This is a genomic window from Ochrobactrum sp. EDr1-4 (assembly GCF_049199085.1).
Classification (GTDB): domain Bacteria; phylum Pseudomonadota; class Alphaproteobacteria; order Rhizobiales; family Rhizobiaceae; genus Brucella.
The window spans coordinates 124167-143674 of sequence record NZ_JBLZOF010000008.1; the positions used below are offsets into that span (position 1 = coordinate 124167).

The window sequence follows — 19508 nt, forward strand, 5'->3', positions numbered from 1 at the left end:
TCAAACTTCAAAGTGGCGAGGCTTTCCGCCACGCTCGACTAAAAGCCAACGGCAGATTTCCATTCGCCTTTGTCTTCGATTTTTAGCTGCTCCCGAATATCCAACCGATTGCGAATGAGCCGGTAACGATCATCCTCAACGAGCACTTCCGCTATCAGATCTCTGGAATTGTAGGTGGAGGACATGGTTGCGCCGTATGCACCAGCACAGTCAAAGGCAACCAGATCACCGGCTGCCAGTTTACCAAGCCCATCATAGTAACCAAAGTCATCTGAACTTTCACAAATAGGACCAACAATCCTATGTTGTGACTTCGCATTCTGTTCTGGTTCATTAATCGGGATAACCGGATGGGTGGCGTCATAGAGTGCAGGACGAATAAGATCATTCATTCCACTGTCAATGATAGCAACAGCGTCGCTATCGACGTCTTTCAGATACAGGACTTCAGTCACAAGAAGCCCTGCTCTACCAACCAGCCAACGACCGGGCTCTACAGTTAGCTTACAGCCGAGGTTGCCAACGGTTTCAGCAATGATAGCGGCATATTCTTTGATATCAGGACCGGGCTTTTCGCCGATTGAAATTCCAATGCCGCCACCAAGATCAAGATGCGGAACCTCAAGACCTTGTGAGCGTAAATTGCGAACCAAATCCGACATCGTTGAGAATGTATGTCTGAATGGAGAAAGGTCCTGCATCTGGGATCCAACATGGACTGCTAGACCCTTAAGTTCCACTTCCGCACAATTTGAAGCCGCTGCATAAACGCTCGGCACTTCGGCAATCGGAACGCCAAATTTGCTCTTCTTCGTTGCAGTCGTAATCTTGGCATGGGTTTTTGCATCGACGTCCGGGTTAACCCGCAATGCAACAGGTGCACGCACTTTAAGAAAGCGTGCGATGTCAACAATCTCGTCCAATTCAGCTGCAGATTCAACGTTAATCTGATGAACGCCAACCTTAAGCGCTCTCCTAATTTCCTGTCGCGTTTTACCGATACCTGAAAAAATGACGCTTTTAGCCGGAATACCAGCTGCAAGCACGCGCTCCAGCTCTCCACCGGACACAATATCCATGCCGCAGCCCAACTCGGCCAGCAAACGCAAAACAGCAATATTGCTATTTGCCTTAACTGCGAAACAGATCGAAACATCAATCTTGTTCAGCTCTTCCGCCAGCGTTTGATAAGCCCATTTTATGGCATCCGTCGAATAGCAATAAAATGGCGTAGGAATATCCTGCGCAATTTCGCTAAGACGAACCTGTTCGGCATGAAGCTCTCCGTTTTTGTAAGAGAACCATGTGCTGTCCGGCTGCCGTTGATTAACCGACGAAGACGTTTTCATTGTGTCACCCATTTTTCCCTAATTCTTGTGGGGGTGTTTTGAGGACAGTGTTCCAAAGTTTTTTATGCTTGTGAAATGCTCAAAAACTCTTTTTTATTCAAAACTGATATATGGAGAGGATGCAGCTGATGAGAAAACTGAACCAGAGGCAAATTGAAGTTTTCAATGCCATTATGGTCAATAAGAACATGACTGTTGCGGCGGCTCATTTGAACACATCGCAACCCACCATCAGTCGCGAACTCCGTGAAATGGAAGAGCGGATTGGCTTTGATCTCTTCATTCGGTTCGGCAAGCGCTTAACACCAACAGATCAGGCATTTCTTCTGCACGATGTGGTGCGGCGAGCGTTCATTGGAATGGACGAAATCAGTCGCGCAGCGGCGGCGATACGCACGCATCATGCAGCAAATTTTCGTATCGCAACCATCCCGGCTTATGCGGAATCGATCATTCCAAGGGTTGCAAAGAGGTTACAAAATTCGAAGACCAGCATTCACCTGTCTCTTCATTCTCACGAAGAAATCTCGTTACAAAACGAGATGATGACGAATGTTTTCGATCTCGGTATCACAGAAGGACAGTTCGAGTACCAAGGCTTTTGCCACGAGCAAATTGATGTTGGATCGCTCGTATGTGTTTTACCAATCAATCATCCGCTGGCACAGAAAAACGTATTAACCCCGCAAGATTTTGACTGCGTTCCTTACGTTTCATTTTCGCAGGATGATCCTTACCGTCGCAAAGTCGATGAGATCTTTGCACAGAACGACATTATGTGCCGCTACTCTGTTGAAACCACAACCGCGGCCAGTGTTTGCTCAATGGTCATGGCCGGATTGGGCGTCTCCATCGTTAACCCTCTGACAGCATGCGACTATCTTGAAATGGGCGTTGCGCTGCGGCGCTTCAGCGTCGAAATCCCATATACGATGCACTTATGGCACCCGCAAAAAAGCAAGAATGCACGGCTGATCGCCAAGTTTATGAATCTCATGCAGGAAGAAGCTACGACAGTAAAAAATACACTCAGCAGTAAGCTGAATAACTGAATTTCATGCTAGAGGAAGTGTTAATTCTAAGCTAAACGGCCTTTATGTTTCGGCACTTATGATGCTTCGAGTGTGGACTTCTAACCTCCGATAAGTACCTCTTATCGGAGGTTAGCCATCTGATGTAAAACAATTGTCATCTCTCGAAAAACCCCGCGTTAAAATTGAATGCAGCAGATCATCACAAGTGGCGCATGACGTCCATACGCCCATGCAAGACACGGATGACAACAAGGTTGTTTCCCTGCTCCTGAAAATAGATCACATGCGATCCGACAGCATATTTGAAATAGCCAGCGCGAATGTCTGTCGGCCGGCCCCGCTTGCTGCCGTCTTTTAACCCTTCAAATGCATCGATCACATCATGGATGTAGATGTTTGCCTGGTCCAGTGACCACTCGCGTAGAGTGTAAACCCAGATCTCTTCCAGATCAGCTTCTGCCAGCGGTGTAAGCTGATAACGATCAAAGTGCATGCTTTGTCTTCATTTTGTGCAGGAAGCTTTCGCGATCCAGGGGCTGCGCCGGACCAGACTCTTCACCTGCGATCAGCGCATCCTGTAATGACTTAACACGCGTTTCATGTTCCTCCAACAGACGCAATCCTGCGCGCACCACATCACTGGCAGAGCCATAGCGCCCTCCCCTCACCTGTGAATCGATGAAGCTGGCAAAATGATCACCAAGGCTAACTGAAGTGTTTCGTGACATGTCATAGCTCCTTTGCATCATTGTACCAATAATTGGTACTTACACAAGAGCACGAGACATGCTTCAACAATTCCTCCGTAATATGTTAAATTTCGGCTCATTTTGAGCCAGTTTTCCATTTCGGACTAACCCATACAATTTCGCAAATTGACATGGGTTTCAATCGGATACATGCGCTGGGACTGATCAACCTCAAATACAAAACTGGGTCAAATTCAGATGAAATTCAACATCGCTAGAACAGAATGCCCTGCGCAACAGCTGCTATCACCCTTTCAGGGTCGTCAACAGCATGATTTGTGGAATGGCAGCTTTGGAGTGCGTGTAGATTGTAAAGCAATGTCTCGAATGGAGGCGCTTAACGGTCCAACAGATTCTGACCCCATGTCGGTCGTTGACAGAGTATTGGCAGCGGCCCAGAAACGGACAAAGAGTAGAAGGAGATATATGCGCAGAGGCTTGTGATTTCGACCGCTATTTGCGGCTTCACCTGGCACTAACATTTGGGTGCCGGACCCTTTTGCATATCTCTTCTTGGAATTATTATGAAGAACCACGACGTTGTAATCCGGCCCTATGCGCCGGAAGGAGACTTGAAAAAGCTGTCGCGCATTTGGCTTGACGCGTCCCTGTTGGCTCATCCTTTTATCGGCGAACAGCGCTTGCTTGAGCAACGAACGCTGATTGAAGATCAGTATTTGCCTAATGCCGAGACCTGAGTGGCGTGCGTTGACGAGGAGCCCATCAGCTTTATAAGTCTGCTCGATACTTTCATCGGAGGAATCTTCGTTTCTCCAGCCCGGCAAGGGCTTGGTATCGGTCGTCAGCTCATCTCACATCCTCTCAATCGTAAAGTTGTTGAATTTTGCCTGAATTTGACCCAGTTTTTTGTTTGGCGTTGATCCGCTTCAGCATATTTATCCAGTTGCAATCATAATCGATTTCCGTCCTCTTGTGGGTTATCCTGAAATGGAAAACTGGGTCAAATTCAGACTAAGTTTAAAAATCACCACTTCACATCTAGCCCGATATTGCCTTCCCAAATGCGATTGCGCTCACCTCCAAGGTTGGTGGTATAATCGGCAGTCGCATAGAGGTTTACCGTCTCGGTCAAGTCGAGTGTCAAGCCACCACCAACTTCCAGTGAAGTACCTTTAAGGTTTGTTACAATCGCATCGCCACCAAATAAAACTGCCTGCTCTGACGAGAAGTTTTGCCAGAGGTTGGCTTTCAGATAAGGGCGCAGCTTGCCTATTGAGGTATCTTCGGTTCCCTGTAACCGCATTCCAATGCGTCCAGTCCAGGCATTGTCTGAATCAAACGATACTGATGAATATTGATCGGCCTTATCATGAAGTGAGAGGCTCTGCCAGATAAGCTGCGCCTGTGGTTCCAGCGTCCAGGTTTCGTTCAGTGCAATCGGATAGCCACCTTCCAGTGAAGCCGTTACGCTTTGGCCATCGACATCAATGCTCTGTCCTGCGTCAGAGCTCGCACCTCCACCATACCATGTGCCCATAAGAACAGCATCAAGATACCAGCCTTGCGGACCGATATGCGTCCAGTAGCCACCAAAGCTCGTCCCGGTGATTTCCAAATCACCGACAGCCAGATTATTCCAGCCCAGAGCCTGGCCTGTCAGATTCCCTGTCATACGGGCATATCCGAAGAACAGTCCAAAGCGATCAGAATGGCCACTATCCGTTTCACGACCCCAAAGGTCCTGACCAGCCTGAATTCCGAACAGCTTGCCGTCAATACCTGGTGTAACGGTGCCTTTCCACGTCATATCCATATCCTGCCCGATGAGCCGCGCCCAGGTGGAAGGCAGATAACCACCGCTCCTAAGCACATCCTGCTCGCCACGGCGCTCATGAAATGTTCCAAGGGAAGTCAGCGCCAGATGATGTGCTACAGGCGGCAAGGCAGAATAGACTGGAACCTCTGTGCGATAGAGCGGGACAACATCACCCTCCACGCGGGTGGCACCCGGTGATGGGGGAACCGCACCTTCAAAGCCGACTTGTGGCGTTTCTGTTTGTCCTGTCGAAGTCCCAGGCGGGTTGGCAGCCTCGGCAGGCGGCGGGGCGGGTGGCGCTTCAGGTTGCTGTGCGTTTTCGGTGACCGGGTCGGAAGTGTCCTCCGGATCTGGGTCATTGGGATCAACTGGCAAAATAGCTGGCGGTTGTTCCAATTCAGGTGGCGGTGCAGAAGTTTCGGGCACTTCAGGCGTGAGGTTTTCCTCAGGGAGCGTAGGTGCTGGCTGAGTACCGCTTAGCAGCGCCGAACGCAGATACCAGTTTTCATTGCTATTTGCGGAAATGCCACCTTTAAAAAGGTAATATTCATAGGCTCCGGCAGCCACTCTTCCGTTAAGCGAGAACGCAGTGTTCGTCGTCGTCGCTCCATTAAGTGCCTGCACAACCATGATACCATCAGATGCAGTAAAGGCACCTGTGCCGCTTACATTGTTAACAACGATGACGGTGGAGCCGGAAGCGCTGCCTGTGTCTATAATCAGCTTATCGGACGGAGACGCATCGGCACCCAACACGGTATCGACAAACAACAGGCCGTTCTGACCGGTATAATTGCCCCTGATTGTGAATGTATCGTTGGTATTCTGCCCACCATTGGTGAGATCAATACGGCCAGCATTATTAACCGTGACAAGCTGGCTTGCTGAAAACGCATTAATTCCGCTTTGTGCAGATCCACCATAAATGGTGCTTGCAGCATCGATATTGAGCGTGCCCGTTCCGGTGCCAACATCTCCTAAAGTCAGGCTGGTATCGAATGTAAGGCGCGTGTCATTGGTGACATTAATCGTTTCCCAACTATCGAACTGGTCAACCTTTCCCGTTTTGACATTGTCAAATGTCAAAACATCGAAGCCTTCGCCGCCTGTCAGGCGTTTCGTCGCTCCCATGTTGGCATCTATCAGATTGGTAAGCACTGCCCTGTCATTATCGCCCCCCATATCGATGTTGCCATAGACAATACCACCACTGTTCCAGTTGAACTGATCTTCGCCAAAACTTAAAAGAATATCACCAGCCACCGTGCCACCGGTGATTGTCACGATATCGGTTCCACCGCTGACACTGATATTGCCGCCTATCATGCCATTTGAAACAATGATTGTGTCATTGCCGAAACCTGCAACAAGATTACGATCAATGGTGCCGCCAGACATATTAAAGTAATTGTTGTCGAGTTTCATATTGACGCGGCCGATGCGCCCGCCCGTCATCACTGCATAATCACCGTCATCAAAAGCATCAACAATCCTGCCGCCAGACATGAAAAATGTGTCGAGCGCATCACCCTGATTAAGTGATCCTATCTCACCACCCGCCATAATAAAATCGTCGATGCCAGCACCTTGCTGAATATTCCCGGTAACTGTACCACCAGAAATCACAAAGGCATCTGCGCCATCGCCCTGTATGACATTGCCTGCTATCGCGCCTGAATGAACCTCAATACGATCCGTCCCCGCACCGAATGTCACATTACCGTTGACTGTTCCGCTGCCACCGGGAGGCAGAAGCAATGTATTATTGCCGTTTGTGTCCGTCAGACCACCAATAAATATCCCGCTGTCGCATATATAGGTGTCATTTCCGATGGTGGGAGAGAATGAACAGGCTGCAACTGCACTATCCGGCAGCAATAAAGATTCACTTATTGAAAACAGGCCAGTGCTGGTTGAAAGCAAAATTCCAAACGATAAGCGGGAGTAATAATGCATTCATACACCTCTGTTTCAGCAGAAATTCGCACCGTTATTTATGTATAATTTTCTATATTATGCAATTGCTTATGCATCATTTCGTCTCAATGTCGCATACGCTTCGACTGGAGTGCACATTTTGCATTATGCAAAAGCTTTGAGAAAACCCCTCACCGTGCTTATAGATTGATTGTATCAGAATACCGATATTTGATGGGCCTCCCAACCCCCGGCTTGATTTATTGAGAGTTTTCTTTGATTGAGGGCGGCATCCAAACGCCGTCTAACGCTTCCGCCTTTGGTAGATACAGTCTCATAACCGCATAAAAGTTTTCAGTTGGGGTGGGGAGCCAGTTAGATTCAAGTTCAGCACCCTGACGCCAGACCTTGCGCACGCCATAGATCTGGCAGCTCTCGTTTAACACCCGGCGTATCGCGACCTTCATGGCAATGTCGCGTCGGGTGCGGGGCGACAGACGGTCGACGTCCGTGCGCTTGGCGATGACATCATTCTAGGTGGAAGGGGCAAGTCGGCAGCAATCTGCAAATCGGCTCGACCCCGAGCACCGAGCGGTGTGCATCGATGAAGGAAATCATCGCTTCAATGGGTGGTCGAGCTCCACCATCGCAAAATCTCGTTATCGACTGCTGCAGTGATCTGGTTCGCGTCGCCGAGATTACACGGCACGGCGATCGCTGTTCCGCCTGCGGCTTCGATGTCGGCAACGACTGCCTCGACATTGGCTGGCGTGATGGAGACAACCGCGACTTTCGCGCCCTCGGCGGCGAACAACTTGGCGGTGGCCCGGCCTATGCCGCGACCAGCACCTGTGACAATGGCAACTTTTCCATCAAGACGACCCATGATTTTCTCCATTTCTCAGTTTGATTGTTGGTGTGGTTGTCAGAAACCCAGAGCCTGCAGATAGGCGGAAGGGACAGCGCGGGCAGCGTTCTGGGTTAGGAAAGAGGCGAAGAGCAAGACGAGCCCAATGACCGCAGGTATGGCACCCGCAGGTTTGCGAGCGCCCAGATGCGCCATTCCCGACAAAAGCAGGTGATAAAAAATACCGGCATAGGCCAGATCGCTCAGCGGCACGTTGACGCGCGAAAGGATCGCCAGCGGGCCGAGGATTTTGACCACGATCATGAATGGAACGAGGTGGGCGGCGGAATAGCCAAGATCGACTTGAGCATTCCTGACGAAATCCCGCTTCGTCAGATACATGAAGGCTGAGACAATATAGAGCGACGACAACAGTGCCGTGCTAATCCAATACGTATATGTTGCAGTCATGCAGAAACCGTGCCGCTGCCAGACAGCGCCTTTCTTGAAACGATGAATGAAGAGCTTTTTTCACGCTCTTCTGATGCATTGCTGCAAGTTGTAGTTTAAGATCGATTTATGCAAGTAGGATGAATTAAGACACCCTAGTATGGAAATACATACCATGACCGGCAAAATGCCGACGATGCAGGACGAGATGCGCCGTGCCTTCAGCATGCTTTCTGGGAAATGGAAGCTTGAAATCATGTGGCTGCTCAACGAGCGGGTCTATAGGTTCGGAGAGCTTCGCAAGGCCATACCTGGCATCACCCAGCACATGCTAACCGCCCAGCTCAGGGAGCTCGAAGCGGACGGGTTGATATCGCGAACCATATTTGCCGAGGTGCCGCTCCGGGTCGAGTACGAGATGACACAGAAGGCGCGCGGGCTTGGCCCCACAATGGAGGCGTTGGCGGCATGGTGGAGTGAGTATGGAACGACTGTTCCCGTCAGGCCTTCAACACGAGGCCGCAAACCCTCGTGACGATAGATTGTCGCCCTTATGTAAGGGCGTACACAGTGTACCCGCAACAGAATATTCAGTGCTGAAGACGGTTACCGTTGCTAAACTTTGCTGTCGTAAAAACATTGCGGCGCCAGCCAGTGCTGACGCCGCAATCCATTCTATCAAGCCAGATGCTCACCGAAGAACGCCGTGATCCGATCGAACGGGATCTTGTCCATGCGGTCGTAGAGATCGGTATGGTTTGCGTCCGGGATGATCAGGAGCTCCTTCGGTTCCGATGCCGCGGCAAAAGCAGTTTCGCTGAAATAGCGTGAATGGGCTTTTTCACCGTGGATGATCAGGACCGGTCGCGGGGAGATTTCCGAAATATAGCTCAGGATCGGCATGTTCATGAACGATAATGGTGTCGTCAGGCTCCAGGCTGCGTTCGAGTTGATCGCTCGAGGATGAAAGCCGCGCGGTGTCATGTAATAGTCGGCATACTCAACGACGAACTGCGGCTCACCGCCTTTCAGTTCGAGTGATACCGGACCATAGGCGGGGGTACCCTTTTCAGCATCAGCCCAACGCTGTCGGCTCATTTCCACCAGCGACTGTGTTCGCTGCTCAAGTGTTACACTGTCATTGTAGCCCTTCGACATGACGCGTGTCATGTCATACATCGTGCTGGCGACGACGGCCCTGACACGCTTGTCGGCGGCGACGGCATTCAACGCCATGCCACCCCAGCCGCATATGCCGATGACGCCGATGCGCTCGCGGTCGACATAGGACTGCAGGCCGACATAATCCACCGCAGCGCTGAAGTCTTCGGTGTTGATGTCGGGTGAAGAGATGTTGCGAGGCTCGCCGCCGCTCTCTCCAGTATAGGACGGGTCAAACGCCAGCGTGGCAAATCCCCGTTCCGCCATGGTCTGGGCATAAAGCCCTGATGATTGCTCCTTCACCGCACCAAATGGGCCGCTAATCACGATGGTCGCCAATGGCTCGCTTCCGCGATCTTTCGGCAGGTAAATGTCACCTGCCAGGGTGATGCCATATCGGTTCCTGAACGAAACCTTCTGATGGTCGACTTTATCGCTCTTGGGAAACACCTTGTCCCACGAATTGTCCTGTGCGAACGCCATCGTGGCACTGGCCGCCGGCATCATGCCGATCGCTGCTGCAGCGAGCCCCGTTGCCTTCATCAGGTTCCGTCTGGTGGTGTCGCAGGTCTCGGGAGTATCGATTTGCTTGCTCATGGCTGAGCCTCCTGTGCTGTTGAAGTCTGTTTTCATTGGACGCGTTCGACGCGTAGTGAAAATTCGCCGGGTACGTGTAGCGCCTCATAGCCTTCATCGAAGCGTCCGAGACGGATCAAACCGGGATGCTTGTAGTCGGCGAAGAACATCGCGAGATTGCCCCATGGCATGTAGTAACAGAGGTCGTATGGCCGCTCTTGTCGAACGGCCCATGGCCTTCGACGGTCAGCTTTCGCGGGAGATGCGCGATCTTTTCGTTGGAACTGAAGTCTTCGATCTTGAGATCGAGCGGCAGCATGGAAGCGAAGTCGCGCGCCGACGGATTGTCGAAAAGGGTTGCTGTCATCGTGTGATTTCCAAAGCTCAGCGTGATCCTCACGTCGGTTCGCTCCTTGTTGTTTTGCCTGGTTTGCGAGAGAGCTCGTCCCGGGACAGTCAGCGCCGCAGCACCAATCGCCAGCAATTGGCGCCGGTACGGTTTGAGAAGGCCTCTGGTCACGTTCGCCTCCTCGTCACCCGCCAGGCGGCAAGTGACATAAGTGAGGAGCCACACAGGATCAGCGCGCTCATCGTGAAGGTCGACCGCCATCCAAACGCGTCGAAGAACAGTCCGCCAATTGATGCACCGGCGGTGATTGCCAGTTGAATGACGGCAACCTGAAGTCCGCCACCCGCCTCGGCATCGTCGGGAAGGACGCGGGTGAGCCATGTGCCCCATCCCACAGGCGCAGCCGTCCCAAGAAAGCCCCAGCCCACCATAGCCGCCGCGACTGGCGCTTCCATGCTGCCGAAGGCGACCAGGGACACAGCGATGCCGGTCATCAGCAAGGGAATGATGACCAGAATGCTGAACAGCCGACGTTGCACCAGTGATCCAATCACCCATGTTCCGGTCGCGCCGGCCAATCCCATCAGGAGCAGAAGAAGAGACAGCGTCGGTATTCCGACCCGGGTGACCTGTTCGAGAAACGGTCTGAGATACGTGAACAGCGCAAACTGCCCCATGAACAGAAGGAAGATAGCCGTCATCCCTGCCGCGACGGGCGGGCGTAGGATCAACCGGAAAACGTTGAGCGACGGACCGTCTCGTTTGGATGGAAGTGCTGGCAGGCTGATCCATTGCCATAGCAGCGCAAGCAATCCGATCGGAACGACGACAAAGAACGCCCCGCGCCATCCGATATAGGCGCCAAGGAAGCTCCCGAGCGGAGCCGAGACGGTCGCTGCAATCGCATTTCCTGCATTCAGAAGCGCGAGAGCCTTCGGTACGTCTTCTCTGGACACGAGGCGCATGACGATCGACGTGGACATCGACCAGAATCCGCCAATCGAGACCCCTAGCAACGCGCGACCGACCATCAGAACGGGAAAGGACGGAGCAAAGGTCACCACCACCCCTGATGCCATCAGCAGCAGAGTGAGGCCGAGCACGACGACACGCCGATCAACCCTACGGGTAAAGGAGGCTATGAAGAGACTGGTCAGAACCGCAAAGATGCCGGAGACGGAAATCGCCTTCCCCGTGCTGCCTTCCGACACACCAAGATCCGTGGCAATGGGGGTCAGCAGACTGACCGGCAGAAACTCGGATGCAATCAGGACGAAAACACACAGCGCCATCGAGAAAACAGCGCCCCACGCCGGGAGGCGACCGTCAATATTCTCGTCAAAGGTCAGGTTTATCTCACGAAATTCTGATTGCTGTTTCATGCCAACAAGCTATCGCGAGGCGACTTTGCGAACAATCTATGCTAAACCGTATGGACTTATCGAACCTCAACATTAATCGGAGGCCGGAGTTTGCTGCGAGAGGACATGAAGGATCTGCTGTGGTTTTTGCAGGTCGCCCAGGAACAGAGTTTTACGAAAGCGGCGGCGACGCTCGGAACCTCGCAATCGACGCTGAGCCATACAATCAAGCAGCTGGAAGCCCGGCTTGGCGTGCGTCTGCTGACCAGGACCACGCGCAGCGTTGCAACGACAGAAGCAGGCGAGCGCCTGCGCTCGTCTCTTGAACCGAAGTTTCAAGGCATTGAGGCGGATCTGGCAGACCTCATCGCTTTCCGCGAAAAGCCATCCGGAACCGTTCGCGTGACACTATCAGACCATGCTCTTCAGACCACCGTCTGGCCGAAACTGGGTCGCGTTTTGTCGGAATATCCAGACATCAGTGTCGAACTCTACAGCGATAACGGTATGCGCAACATCGTCGAGGAACGTTTCGACGCTGGGGTTCGACTGGGGGAAAGCGTTGATAAGGACATGATCGCCGTGCGGATCGGGCCCGACTGGCGTCTTCGGGCGGTCGCCTCCCCGGACTACTTCGCAAAGAACGGCATCCCGGCAACGCCGCAAGATCTGGTCAGACACACATGTATCAACACGCGTCAGGCGACGTGGGGCGGGTTTTATCAATGGGAGTTTGAAAAGGACGGAAGGGAACTGAGAGTGAGGGTAGATGGGCAGCTGAGCTTCAATTCCTCGATATCGCAGATCGATGCGGCCGTGCAGGGTTATGGGATCGCCTACGTACCGGATGATCTGGTCGAGCAGCACATCGCCGACGGCAGATTGCAAGCGGTCCTCGACAACTGGAGCGAACCCTTCACAGGATATCATCTCTACTACGCAAGCCGTCGTCAAATGTCACCGGCTATGAGGGTGATTATCGAGGCGTTGCGGTATCATGCCTGATCCTGAGATGTGTCGGTGTGTCTTCCAGGAAGAGCCCCATTCCCGGCCGTGCTGGAAAACTTTTCCTGATCACTCGCCTTGAACGGGCTCGAACCGCCGACCCCTTCATCCATTGGCTAAATCAGTGTGAAATATTCCAACACGGCCAGATACTTACTCTCTAATATCTACTGTGGCGCCGGAAGCGAATCTGCCGATGATAGCTTAAGACTCGCGATGGCTAACCCGCGTCTGCGTTTCGCCGGCCAGCGCAAATATCCCCGCCTCCGAAAATCATTATCGCCACCCACAGCTTGAATCTGTCACATCACAACTTTGGTGCTGATCCGCTCTAAGAGTGATTGCAATTTCGTACCTGGCCGTGTGATGTCATGGCGGTTCAACGATCAAGACTCAAGATGAAAATTCTCTCATACAATCCTGGCCACGACGGCGCGATCGCATATCTCCAGGACTCCCGCTTGATGTTTTCGATCGAGGCGGAAAAGGACTCCGGTTACCGATACTCGTATGTGTCTGTAGCCGACGTCCTCGACGCCATTGGCGAGATTGATGATTTACCGGATGTCATATGCATGGGAGGATGGTGGCCCCGCGACCACCACGAGTATCTTCATGGATCGCACAGGAACTCGGGTTATCGGGGCGTCTCGGGCTCGGGCATCATTGTGGACAAGGGTCGGTTGCTTCGAGGCAGGGTCAACTACTTCTCTTCGTCGCACGAGCGATCGCATATTCTTTGCGCCTTCGGCATGTCGCCTTTCCCGAAAGGCACTGCATGCTACGCGCTCGTCTGGGAAGGAGAGATGGGCTCCTTTTACGAGATCGATCCGGAGCTCAACATCACGCTGATCGGCGATGCGCTCACACAGCCCGGAAACCGATACGGACTTCTCTATGGGCTGGCTGATCCCTCCTTTCCGAAGTACGCGCCCTACGCCCGCGCCTCTGACGCCGGCAAGTTGATGGCGATCGCATCGTTCTCGACACGCGACATCCCCACGGCGGAGGAGCAGCGACTGATGAGCTTCCTGTTGCGCGATCCCTACCGAAAGCTCAGCGATTACGACCGGATCGCAGACGCGACGCACCTCAATGTGGGACTCGACGACGCAGAGTTCCGGAACTTCGCAGGCATCTATAGTGATGCGATCTTCGATCGCTTTTACAGATTTGCGAAGGAGAATCTGAAAGGCGGGCTGCCACTCCTGATCGCGGGCGGCTGCGGTCTGAACTGCGACTGGAATTCCAAATGGAGGGACACCAATCTCTTTTCTGAGATCTTCGTTCCCCCCGTCGCCAACGACTCGGGATCGGAAATCGGCACCGCTATCGATGCGCAGTTCTGCTTTACTGGCAATCCGAAGATTGACTGGAACGTATACTCGGGTAGTGATTTCCGGGCGGACAGTCCTGTCGACCCGAGCAGGTACGACATCTATGAGAAGGATGATAGCCGGATCGCGGAAATGCTGGCTAACGACCTTATCCTCGGATGGGCGCACGGCCGCTATGAGATCGGACTTCACGCAGCCTTCGATGTAACATCTCTTCATCCGGGGCTTTCCATTTATTGGACCGTTCGGTAATAGATCTGACGCATTCAAAGTCGTCCAAAACAAATGCTTTGGTGCAGCCCTAGCTTGATCGCTGTCGCTGGGGCTTTTCTTTTTTAGCATCTTCTGTAATACAGAAGATGCATTAAAGGCCGCCCGTCATAGTTGCCTTGGTGTAGAGCCCCGGATTTGACCTACCGTCTGCCGGGGCTTTCTATTTTAAATGGCACGTTGAACCTTTTTCCCGCTAAGCGCGTTTATTGGGCGGAGGAAGTTTTATGGGTTGGTTCATCGGATTTATGACGGTCGCATTGCTTGCCCTAATTGGCTTTATGATCTGGTCGGAGCGCAATCACAGATGACAGTTCTCAATTTCGCGTTTTCAGATCAGGTATTGCTCATTGCAGGGGCTGTACTGGCAACAGTCTTGGCATTCACTCTTCTTTGGTGGTTACCAAAGTGATTTTTTGAAACGACGCGTCAACCTTAATGAGGCAAATGGAAAACCCGCATGACCCCAGCTCATCCACCCCTGATTCAGGGCTTTCTTTTCAGTTTCTATGGCCATAATTGCCATGTGGCTTTGCGATGAGTAAACTTGTTTCTTTGTCATAGTCCCAACAAGAGAGGACTATTTCGTTGGGGTGGATTTTAAGGCGGGGTGGCATGGCACAACAATTACATTTCTTTTCAACACACATGGGGCAATATTTCATCGGCGTAGCAATACCCATCATCGCAACGTTTTTGTTGCTGTATTTTGCACCAAGACGACGTCGCTGGTAGGTATCAATCAACAATTGTATTGAGAATGCCAACATACTCTTACTCCTTCGCCCTTTCCTTTTCAACTATCGCGATAAATTAGTATAAGTGCGAATACTTGCCGTCATCCTGACTTAGCACAGCGCGAGAATATCCTCTCAACAACATGTAAATTGGCATCAAACTCGACGCGCACCAATACCCTCTTATCCAAATTAAAAGTCAAAAATATCCCCGAGGCATTGGGTAAATGACTCATTTTGGGTTTCATCTGAAGTGGCAGCCTTAATCAATCTTGTGGCGAATGATCTGATGAATATGGTTAGGGTGCCAGAGTTTGAAACTGCGGCTTCCAGGGCCCAAACCGAGTGCTCGTCCCGCTGAGCTACACCCAGATAAGATTTTCTTTTTTTATTTCAGTGAAACAAAAGGCGGTGCAATACGTTCTCAAATGGCAACGCAGCCTATGCTGTCAACCAATTTATTAAAGAAGGAATTACCTCAATGGCAAACGAACCAGAAAATACAGTTGCGGACCAGATCAGCGAACTTCGTAGCCAACTGAGCAACCTCTCTTCACAGCTTGCTGAACGCCTTGGGAGCGCTTCTGACAAGGCTGATAACGCCTTATCGTCCGCATCGTCCGCATTTGAAGACGTTGCATCGAACGCTCGCTACCATGGCGAAAGAGTACTGAACGCGGCTCGAGAAAATCCTGGCGCAGCAACCGCAACATTGGCAACAGTTGGCATCATCGGGTTGCTTACTGGCATGATGCTGGGTCGTTGTCGCCGATAGATAAACAACTTTAAATACATCTAAACCCCATACGCACAGTAGAGGTAAAACCAATGTCCCATTCAGATCCACAGAGAGCCTGGAAGATAGCTGAAGATAACCGCGTCTGCTTCTATGGCTGGAATGGAAAACAGGTTCCAATGTCTCCGATCGTTCGCAAAGACGAGGGTGCAATTTACTTCCTCACGGACGCGCAAGGCGATAAGGTCACCGACATTCAAGGACAATCAACTGTGCAGCTCACTTTTTCGAATGAGTCTGCCAATGATTATCTCTTTATTGAAGGCAATGCTCAGGTGTCCAATGATCGCGCGAAAATCAAAGATGTTTGGACACCTTTCGCTAAGGCGTTCTGGGAATCTGAGAACGATCCAAATATCCGTCTGATTGTTGTATCTCCGAGCCATGCCGAATTTTGGGACGGCCCCGGTGCAATCACGGCCACGGCGAAGATGCTCTTTGCATCGGTCACCGGCAAAAAGCCCGATATGGGCGACAACCGCGAAACCGGGATGTAAATTGATTGGCGGAGAATAAACTGGTTCAACACCGATACGTTATTTAACCCGCCGTATCCTGTCCGCCAGAGGTCAAACGGTGCCTGGGGTTATGAAAAAGACCATCGATGATCATTCAAGGCAAGCTGAAAGTTGATGGCTTTGTATTTTATGATACCCAGGCTCAGGACCCATTGATTTGAGAATGAATAACTTATTCAGTTTCGCTTGAGGAGACTGAACGATGAGCAATCTTTTCTCGCTGAGCGAAGGACAGATGTCAGGCCTTCGCCCTTTTTTCCTAAGAGCCATGGACGACCACGCGTTGATGACAGACGTGTCTTGAGTGGAATTATCTTCATTCTTCGCAATGGATTACGGTGGTGTGATGCCTCTCGGAAATATGGGCATTATAAAACTCTCTATGATGGTTGAGACCGTTGGTGTCAAAAGGGGATATTTTCTCAAATATTAGAAGAGCTGCCGTCCAAATCGTCGGTTGGAAAGACTACGATGATGAATGTGAACTATTTGAAAGCTTGCCGTACGGCTTCAAGCCTACGGATAAAAATGGGGCGATGGACGACTGATCGGCCGGACAAAAGGTGGCATAACCGAGTTGCATGCCGTCACTGCCGCGAAAGGGCAACCCATCAGATTAAACGTCACTGCCTGACAACTCAGCGACTACACCGGACCTACAGCCTTAATTGAGACGTTAGCGAAGGTCGATTATCTTCTTGCCGATAGAGGATATGGTGCTGACTGGTTCTGAAAACGGTTAAAAGACAAAGCGATAAAGCCGTGCATCCAGGGTCGCAAAAACCGTAAGAAGCCTATCAGGTATGACAAACGCCGATACAAGCGGCGTAATTGTATCGAAATCATGTTTGGCAGACTGAAAGACTGGCGAAGAATTGCTACCCGTTATGACCGCTGCCCGGTCGGGTTCCGTGCAGCAATAGATCTCGCAGCAGCCGTTATATTCTGGCTCGGAAACAATGAGGCCTGAGCCTAGTCAGCAGGAGAAACAAGATTTATTTACTGCAAATTTAATTAACAATATAGAACTTCGCTTCAAGATAGATAGTGTTAGGTTAACAATAAGTTTAGTCGATTAAGGCCCTTTTAAGCGACAAAAAAACCGCCCAGATTTCTCTGAACGGTTTAATTAAACTGGACGTCACCAGTTATTAGAACTTGTAGGCAACGCCGAGACGAACTTCGTTGGTCTTAAACTTGTTACGAGCTGTCAGCACGTCGTCTACTACAGAGTAGTTCTTTTTGCCGTAGTCGCTGTAACGGTATTCGAGACGCAGAATGACGTTATCAGTTGCAGCGTAATCTACGCCAGCGCCAGCAGTCCAGCCAACGTGGGTCTTGCTTTTGGATTCTGAAACATCAAAAGGATCACCGTCGATAACGCCCGAAGCTGATACGGTATTCTTCACGCTGCCAATCGCAACACCTGCGGCAACGTATGGAAGCCAACGATCAAATGCATAACCTGCACGTGCACGAACGGCACCGGAAGTACGAAGCTTGCTTTCAGCGCCGAGGGTCAGGCTGTCTGCGCCATCAGTAAAGGTCTCAGAAATGCTGTCTTTCTGATTGTTGAAGGTTACATCACCATCAAGACCCAGAACGACATTGTTGCCGAGGTCGAAGTTATAACCTGCATAAAGACCGCCAAGGAAACCATCTGGCTTCATGTGGCCGACATTGTAGCCGTTTAGATCAAAGGTGGACTTCGCCCAACCCCAACCAACCTGACCGCCGAGATAACCACCAGTCCAAGAGAACACAGGTGCAGAAACAACCGGTGCTGGTTCGTCATAAACGATGGCGTCAGCTGCATTCGCTGCCGAAACGCCTGCAAACATAGCTGCCGAAGCAAACAAAATCGCTGAAATTTTCATTTTAATCTCTCCAAGCCCTTTAGAAAAACTCTAGAGATCAAAATAGGCCACCACGCTAAAAAGTCTGTAGTAAATAAGCCACACCTAATGCAATTGGGACATTTAATCGAGTAGCGCTTTATTATGATTAAAGAATATTAAACAAAAAACGACAGGTAGGGCGCCTTTTTCACATAGCTCGAACAAGCCGCCCTGCGGTGAACGGTGTCTCGGTCTTCCACCTTCATCAGGAAGCACTGCACAAGCAACGCCTTGCTGACAACACCGACAGGCTTATTATCATTTTCCTGCTCGAATCCAGTCTCCTAGGAATACATGAAATAACTCGCTAATAGTCCAGGTTTTCGTCCGCACCCCCACACCGTCACTTGTGGATAGAAATCATCACACGTTAATTTTATCGACAATTCTCCTATTCATGTACCTGCCTTAAAAAAGTTATGAATAGTCCACTCGTTGCGCGCCGGTTGTGAGCGGCCTTTTTTATTGACATCGGTATCAATATTTTTGAAGATACTAACACATCTCCGTATCTTCTGAATATAAGATGTAACAAAGAAGCATGCTGTTTTCCGGGAAGAGAGCAGCGGGTTTTTCATTTATTGACATCAAACTTATTTGAATGGAAAAATCTAACTGTTCATCTGCCTTACCCAGGCAGCGTGGACGAATTTGAGCCAGTATCTTACGGTGACAATATGAACCATGGTGATGAAACTCTCGGCGAGTTGGTCGTATCGGTTGGCAATGGCGCGGTTGATTTTCATTCGGCCAAACATCGGTTCGATTAAGTTACGCTGTTTTTACAGCGTGCGATCATATCCTATCTTCACGCTACGGTTTGCTCTGCCAGGAATGACGGGTTCGATATTGCGGCTGGCGAGACCCTTACGAAGGGCATCCGCATCGTAGCCCTTATCAGCAAGGAGCGCCGTGGCGCTTGCTCGGGTAAGCTAAACAGTGTGTCATGAGCATTGCAATCTGCCGTCTCGCCAACCGTTAGGTGGAAGGCAAGCGATCTTCCTCTGGCATCAGCCAGACGGTGAAGTTTACTGGTGAACTCGCCTCCGCGAGAGGCCAAGAGCACGTCGATGAATCCCCCATTTCCGCCCGCTGCCGAAATATGGGCACGGACCGTGGTGCTATCGATGCTGTAGTGGCCATTGTCAGCCATGATCCCGGCAAGGGTGACTGAAACAGCCTCCCAGACCCGCACTTCGCTCCAGCGCCGAAAGCGTCGATAGATCGTATCGAACTGCCGTATTTGGGCGGAAGATCCCGCCACGGCGTAGCGCAACGAAGCGAAAGCTGATGAGAACAGGATTGCAGAGAGTGTCAGTGAGAAAGCGAAGGTCTTCATTTTGAACCCCTTGTATCGCTCCAAAATAAGGCCGGTTG

Annotated in this window: 18 protein-coding genes, 5 pseudogenes and 1 other annotated feature; of the genes and pseudogenes, 9 read left to right on the forward strand and 14 right to left on the reverse strand. The window is 51.1% G+C overall.

Annotated elements, in window-relative coordinates:
* Positions 1-38 precede the first annotated feature (38 nt).
* Positions 39-1349, reverse strand: coding sequence for a diaminopimelate decarboxylase (gene lysA, locus ACOZHT_RS19920; RefSeq protein ID WP_339515330.1), 1311 nt, complete (start codon positions 1347-1349; stop codon positions 39-41).
* A 128-nt stretch (positions 1350-1477) separates the two neighbouring features.
* Here lysA and ACOZHT_RS19925 point away from each other — a divergent pair, with 128 nt between their 5' ends.
* A complete protein-coding gene (locus tag ACOZHT_RS19925) occupies positions 1478-2401 on the forward strand; it encodes a LysR family transcriptional regulator (RefSeq protein WP_339515328.1) in 924 nt (307 codons plus the stop codon).
* Between the two features lie 181 nt (positions 2402-2582).
* On the opposite strand, the gene ACOZHT_RS19930 is transcribed toward ACOZHT_RS19925, so the two are convergent.
* Both ACOZHT_RS19930 and ACOZHT_RS19935 read right to left on the reverse strand, forming a co-directional pair.
* On the reverse strand, positions 2583-2876 hold the full coding sequence (locus ACOZHT_RS19930) for a type II toxin-antitoxin system RelE/ParE family toxin (RefSeq protein WP_421566349.1): 294 nt from the start codon (positions 2874-2876) through the stop codon (positions 2583-2585).
* Positions 2866-3111: a type II toxin-antitoxin system ParD family antitoxin gene (locus ACOZHT_RS19935; protein WP_421566350.1), complete on the reverse strand. Its 246-nt coding sequence runs from the start codon at positions 3109-3111 to the stop codon at positions 2866-2868. The genes ACOZHT_RS19930 and ACOZHT_RS19935 overlap by 11 nt, the downstream gene beginning before the upstream one ends.
* 545 nt (positions 3112-3656) lie before the next feature.
* Between ACOZHT_RS19935 and ACOZHT_RS19940 the strand changes: the two genes are divergently transcribed.
* Positions 3657-3830, forward strand: coding sequence for a hypothetical protein (locus tag ACOZHT_RS19940; RefSeq protein WP_421566351.1), 174 nt, complete (start codon positions 3657-3659; stop codon positions 3828-3830).
* Positions 3831-4013 (forward strand): GNAT family N-acetyltransferase, encoded by a 183-nt coding sequence (locus tag ACOZHT_RS19945; RefSeq protein WP_421566352.1) that lies wholly within the window; start codon positions 3831-3833, stop codon positions 4011-4013.
* A 104-nt stretch (positions 4014-4117) separates the two neighbouring features.
* Here the strand turns inward: ACOZHT_RS19945 and ACOZHT_RS19950 are convergent, their stop codons facing one another.
* The 5 genes and pseudogenes from ACOZHT_RS19950 to ACOZHT_RS19970 form a co-directional block, all read right to left on the reverse strand.
* Positions 4118-6865 (reverse strand): autotransporter domain-containing protein, encoded by a 2748-nt coding sequence (locus tag ACOZHT_RS19950; protein WP_421566353.1) that lies wholly within the window; start codon positions 6863-6865, stop codon positions 4118-4120.
* Between the two features lie 221 nt (positions 6866-7086).
* Positions 7087-7242: a DUF1214 domain-containing protein gene (locus ACOZHT_RS19955; RefSeq protein ID WP_421566384.1), complete on the reverse strand. Its 156-nt coding sequence runs from the start codon at positions 7240-7242 to the stop codon at positions 7087-7089.
* Positions 7222-7480: pseudogene (locus tag ACOZHT_RS19960) on the reverse strand (IS3 family transposase); the annotation flags it as partial. The pseudogene ACOZHT_RS19960 and the gene ACOZHT_RS19955, both read right to left, overlap by 21 nt.
* Positions 7369-7483: a sequence feature (AL1L pseudoknot), on the reverse strand. Its footprint overlaps the pseudogene before it by 112 nt.
* A gap of 4 nt (positions 7484-7487) precedes the next feature.
* Positions 7488-7712 (reverse strand): annotated as a pseudogene (locus ACOZHT_RS19965) (SDR family NAD(P)-dependent oxidoreductase); the annotation flags it as partial.
* Between the two features lie 39 nt (positions 7713-7751).
* Entirely contained in the window at positions 7752-8144 is a 393-nt protein-coding gene (locus ACOZHT_RS19970; protein WP_421566354.1) for a DoxX family protein, read from the reverse strand.
* Positions 8145-8298: 154 nt separating this feature from the next.
* On the opposite strand from ACOZHT_RS19970, the gene ACOZHT_RS19975 reads away from it, so the two are divergent.
* Positions 8299-8658: a winged helix-turn-helix transcriptional regulator gene (locus tag ACOZHT_RS19975; RefSeq protein WP_421566355.1), complete on the forward strand. Its 360-nt coding sequence runs from the start codon at positions 8299-8301 to the stop codon at positions 8656-8658.
* Between the two features lie 143 nt (positions 8659-8801).
* On the opposite strand, the gene ACOZHT_RS19980 is transcribed toward ACOZHT_RS19975, so the two are convergent.
* From ACOZHT_RS19980 to ACOZHT_RS19990, 3 genes and pseudogenes are all read right to left on the reverse strand, one after another.
* Complete coding sequence (locus tag ACOZHT_RS19980) at positions 8802-9881, reverse strand: alpha/beta hydrolase (protein ID WP_421566356.1); 1080 nt, start codon at positions 9879-9881, stop codon at positions 8802-8804.
* A gap of 32 nt (positions 9882-9913) precedes the next feature.
* A pseudogene (locus ACOZHT_RS19985) lies at positions 9914-10380 on the reverse strand (cyclophilin-like fold protein).
* Entirely contained in the window at positions 10377-11564 is a 1188-nt protein-coding gene (locus ACOZHT_RS19990; protein ID WP_421566385.1) for an MFS transporter, read from the reverse strand. The pseudogene ACOZHT_RS19985 and the gene ACOZHT_RS19990 overlap by 4 nt, the downstream one beginning before the upstream one ends.
* 117 nt (positions 11565-11681) lie before the next feature.
* Here ACOZHT_RS19990 and ACOZHT_RS19995 point away from each other — a divergent pair, with 117 nt between their 5' ends.
* Positions 11682-12575 (forward strand): LysR family transcriptional regulator, encoded by an 894-nt coding sequence (locus ACOZHT_RS19995; protein ID WP_421566357.1) that lies wholly within the window; start codon positions 11682-11684, stop codon positions 12573-12575.
* A 464-nt stretch (positions 12576-13039) separates the two neighbouring features.
* On the forward strand, positions 13040-14164 hold the full coding sequence (locus ACOZHT_RS20000; protein ID WP_421566358.1) for a carbamoyltransferase N-terminal domain-containing protein: 1125 nt from the start codon (positions 13040-13042) through the stop codon (positions 14162-14164).
* Between the two features lie 518 nt (positions 14165-14682).
* Here the strand turns inward: ACOZHT_RS20000 and ACOZHT_RS20005 are convergent.
* On the reverse strand, positions 14683-14952 hold the full coding sequence (locus tag ACOZHT_RS20005; protein WP_421566359.1) for a hypothetical protein: 270 nt from the start codon (positions 14950-14952) through the stop codon (positions 14683-14685).
* A 448-nt stretch (positions 14953-15400) separates the two neighbouring features.
* Here ACOZHT_RS20005 and ACOZHT_RS20010 point away from each other — a divergent pair, with 448 nt between their 5' ends.
* The 3 genes and pseudogenes from ACOZHT_RS20010 to ACOZHT_RS20020 all read left to right on the forward strand — a co-directional run bounded on the left by ACOZHT_RS20010 (position 15401) and on the right by ACOZHT_RS20020 (position 17203).
* Positions 15401-15694: a hypothetical protein gene (locus ACOZHT_RS20010; protein ID WP_339515103.1), complete on the forward strand. Its 294-nt coding sequence runs from the start codon at positions 15401-15403 to the stop codon at positions 15692-15694.
* 53 nt (positions 15695-15747) lie between these two features.
* On the forward strand, positions 15748-16212 hold the full coding sequence (locus ACOZHT_RS20015) for a pyridoxamine 5'-phosphate oxidase family protein (protein ID WP_339515105.1): 465 nt from the start codon (positions 15748-15750) through the stop codon (positions 16210-16212).
* Between the two features lie 223 nt (positions 16213-16435).
* Positions 16436-17203 (forward strand): annotated as a pseudogene (locus ACOZHT_RS20020) (IS5 family transposase).
* A 181-nt stretch (positions 17204-17384) separates the two neighbouring features.
* Here ACOZHT_RS20020 and ACOZHT_RS20025 read toward each other — a convergent pair.
* Both ACOZHT_RS20025 and ACOZHT_RS20030 read right to left on the reverse strand, forming a co-directional pair.
* Entirely contained in the window at positions 17385-18110 is a 726-nt protein-coding gene (locus ACOZHT_RS20025; RefSeq protein WP_421566360.1) for an outer membrane protein, read from the reverse strand.
* Positions 18111-18742: 632 nt separating this feature from the next.
* Positions 18743-19412, reverse strand: a pseudogene (locus ACOZHT_RS20030) (IS5 family transposase); the annotation flags it as partial.
* Between the last annotated feature and the right edge of the window lie 96 nt (positions 19413-19508).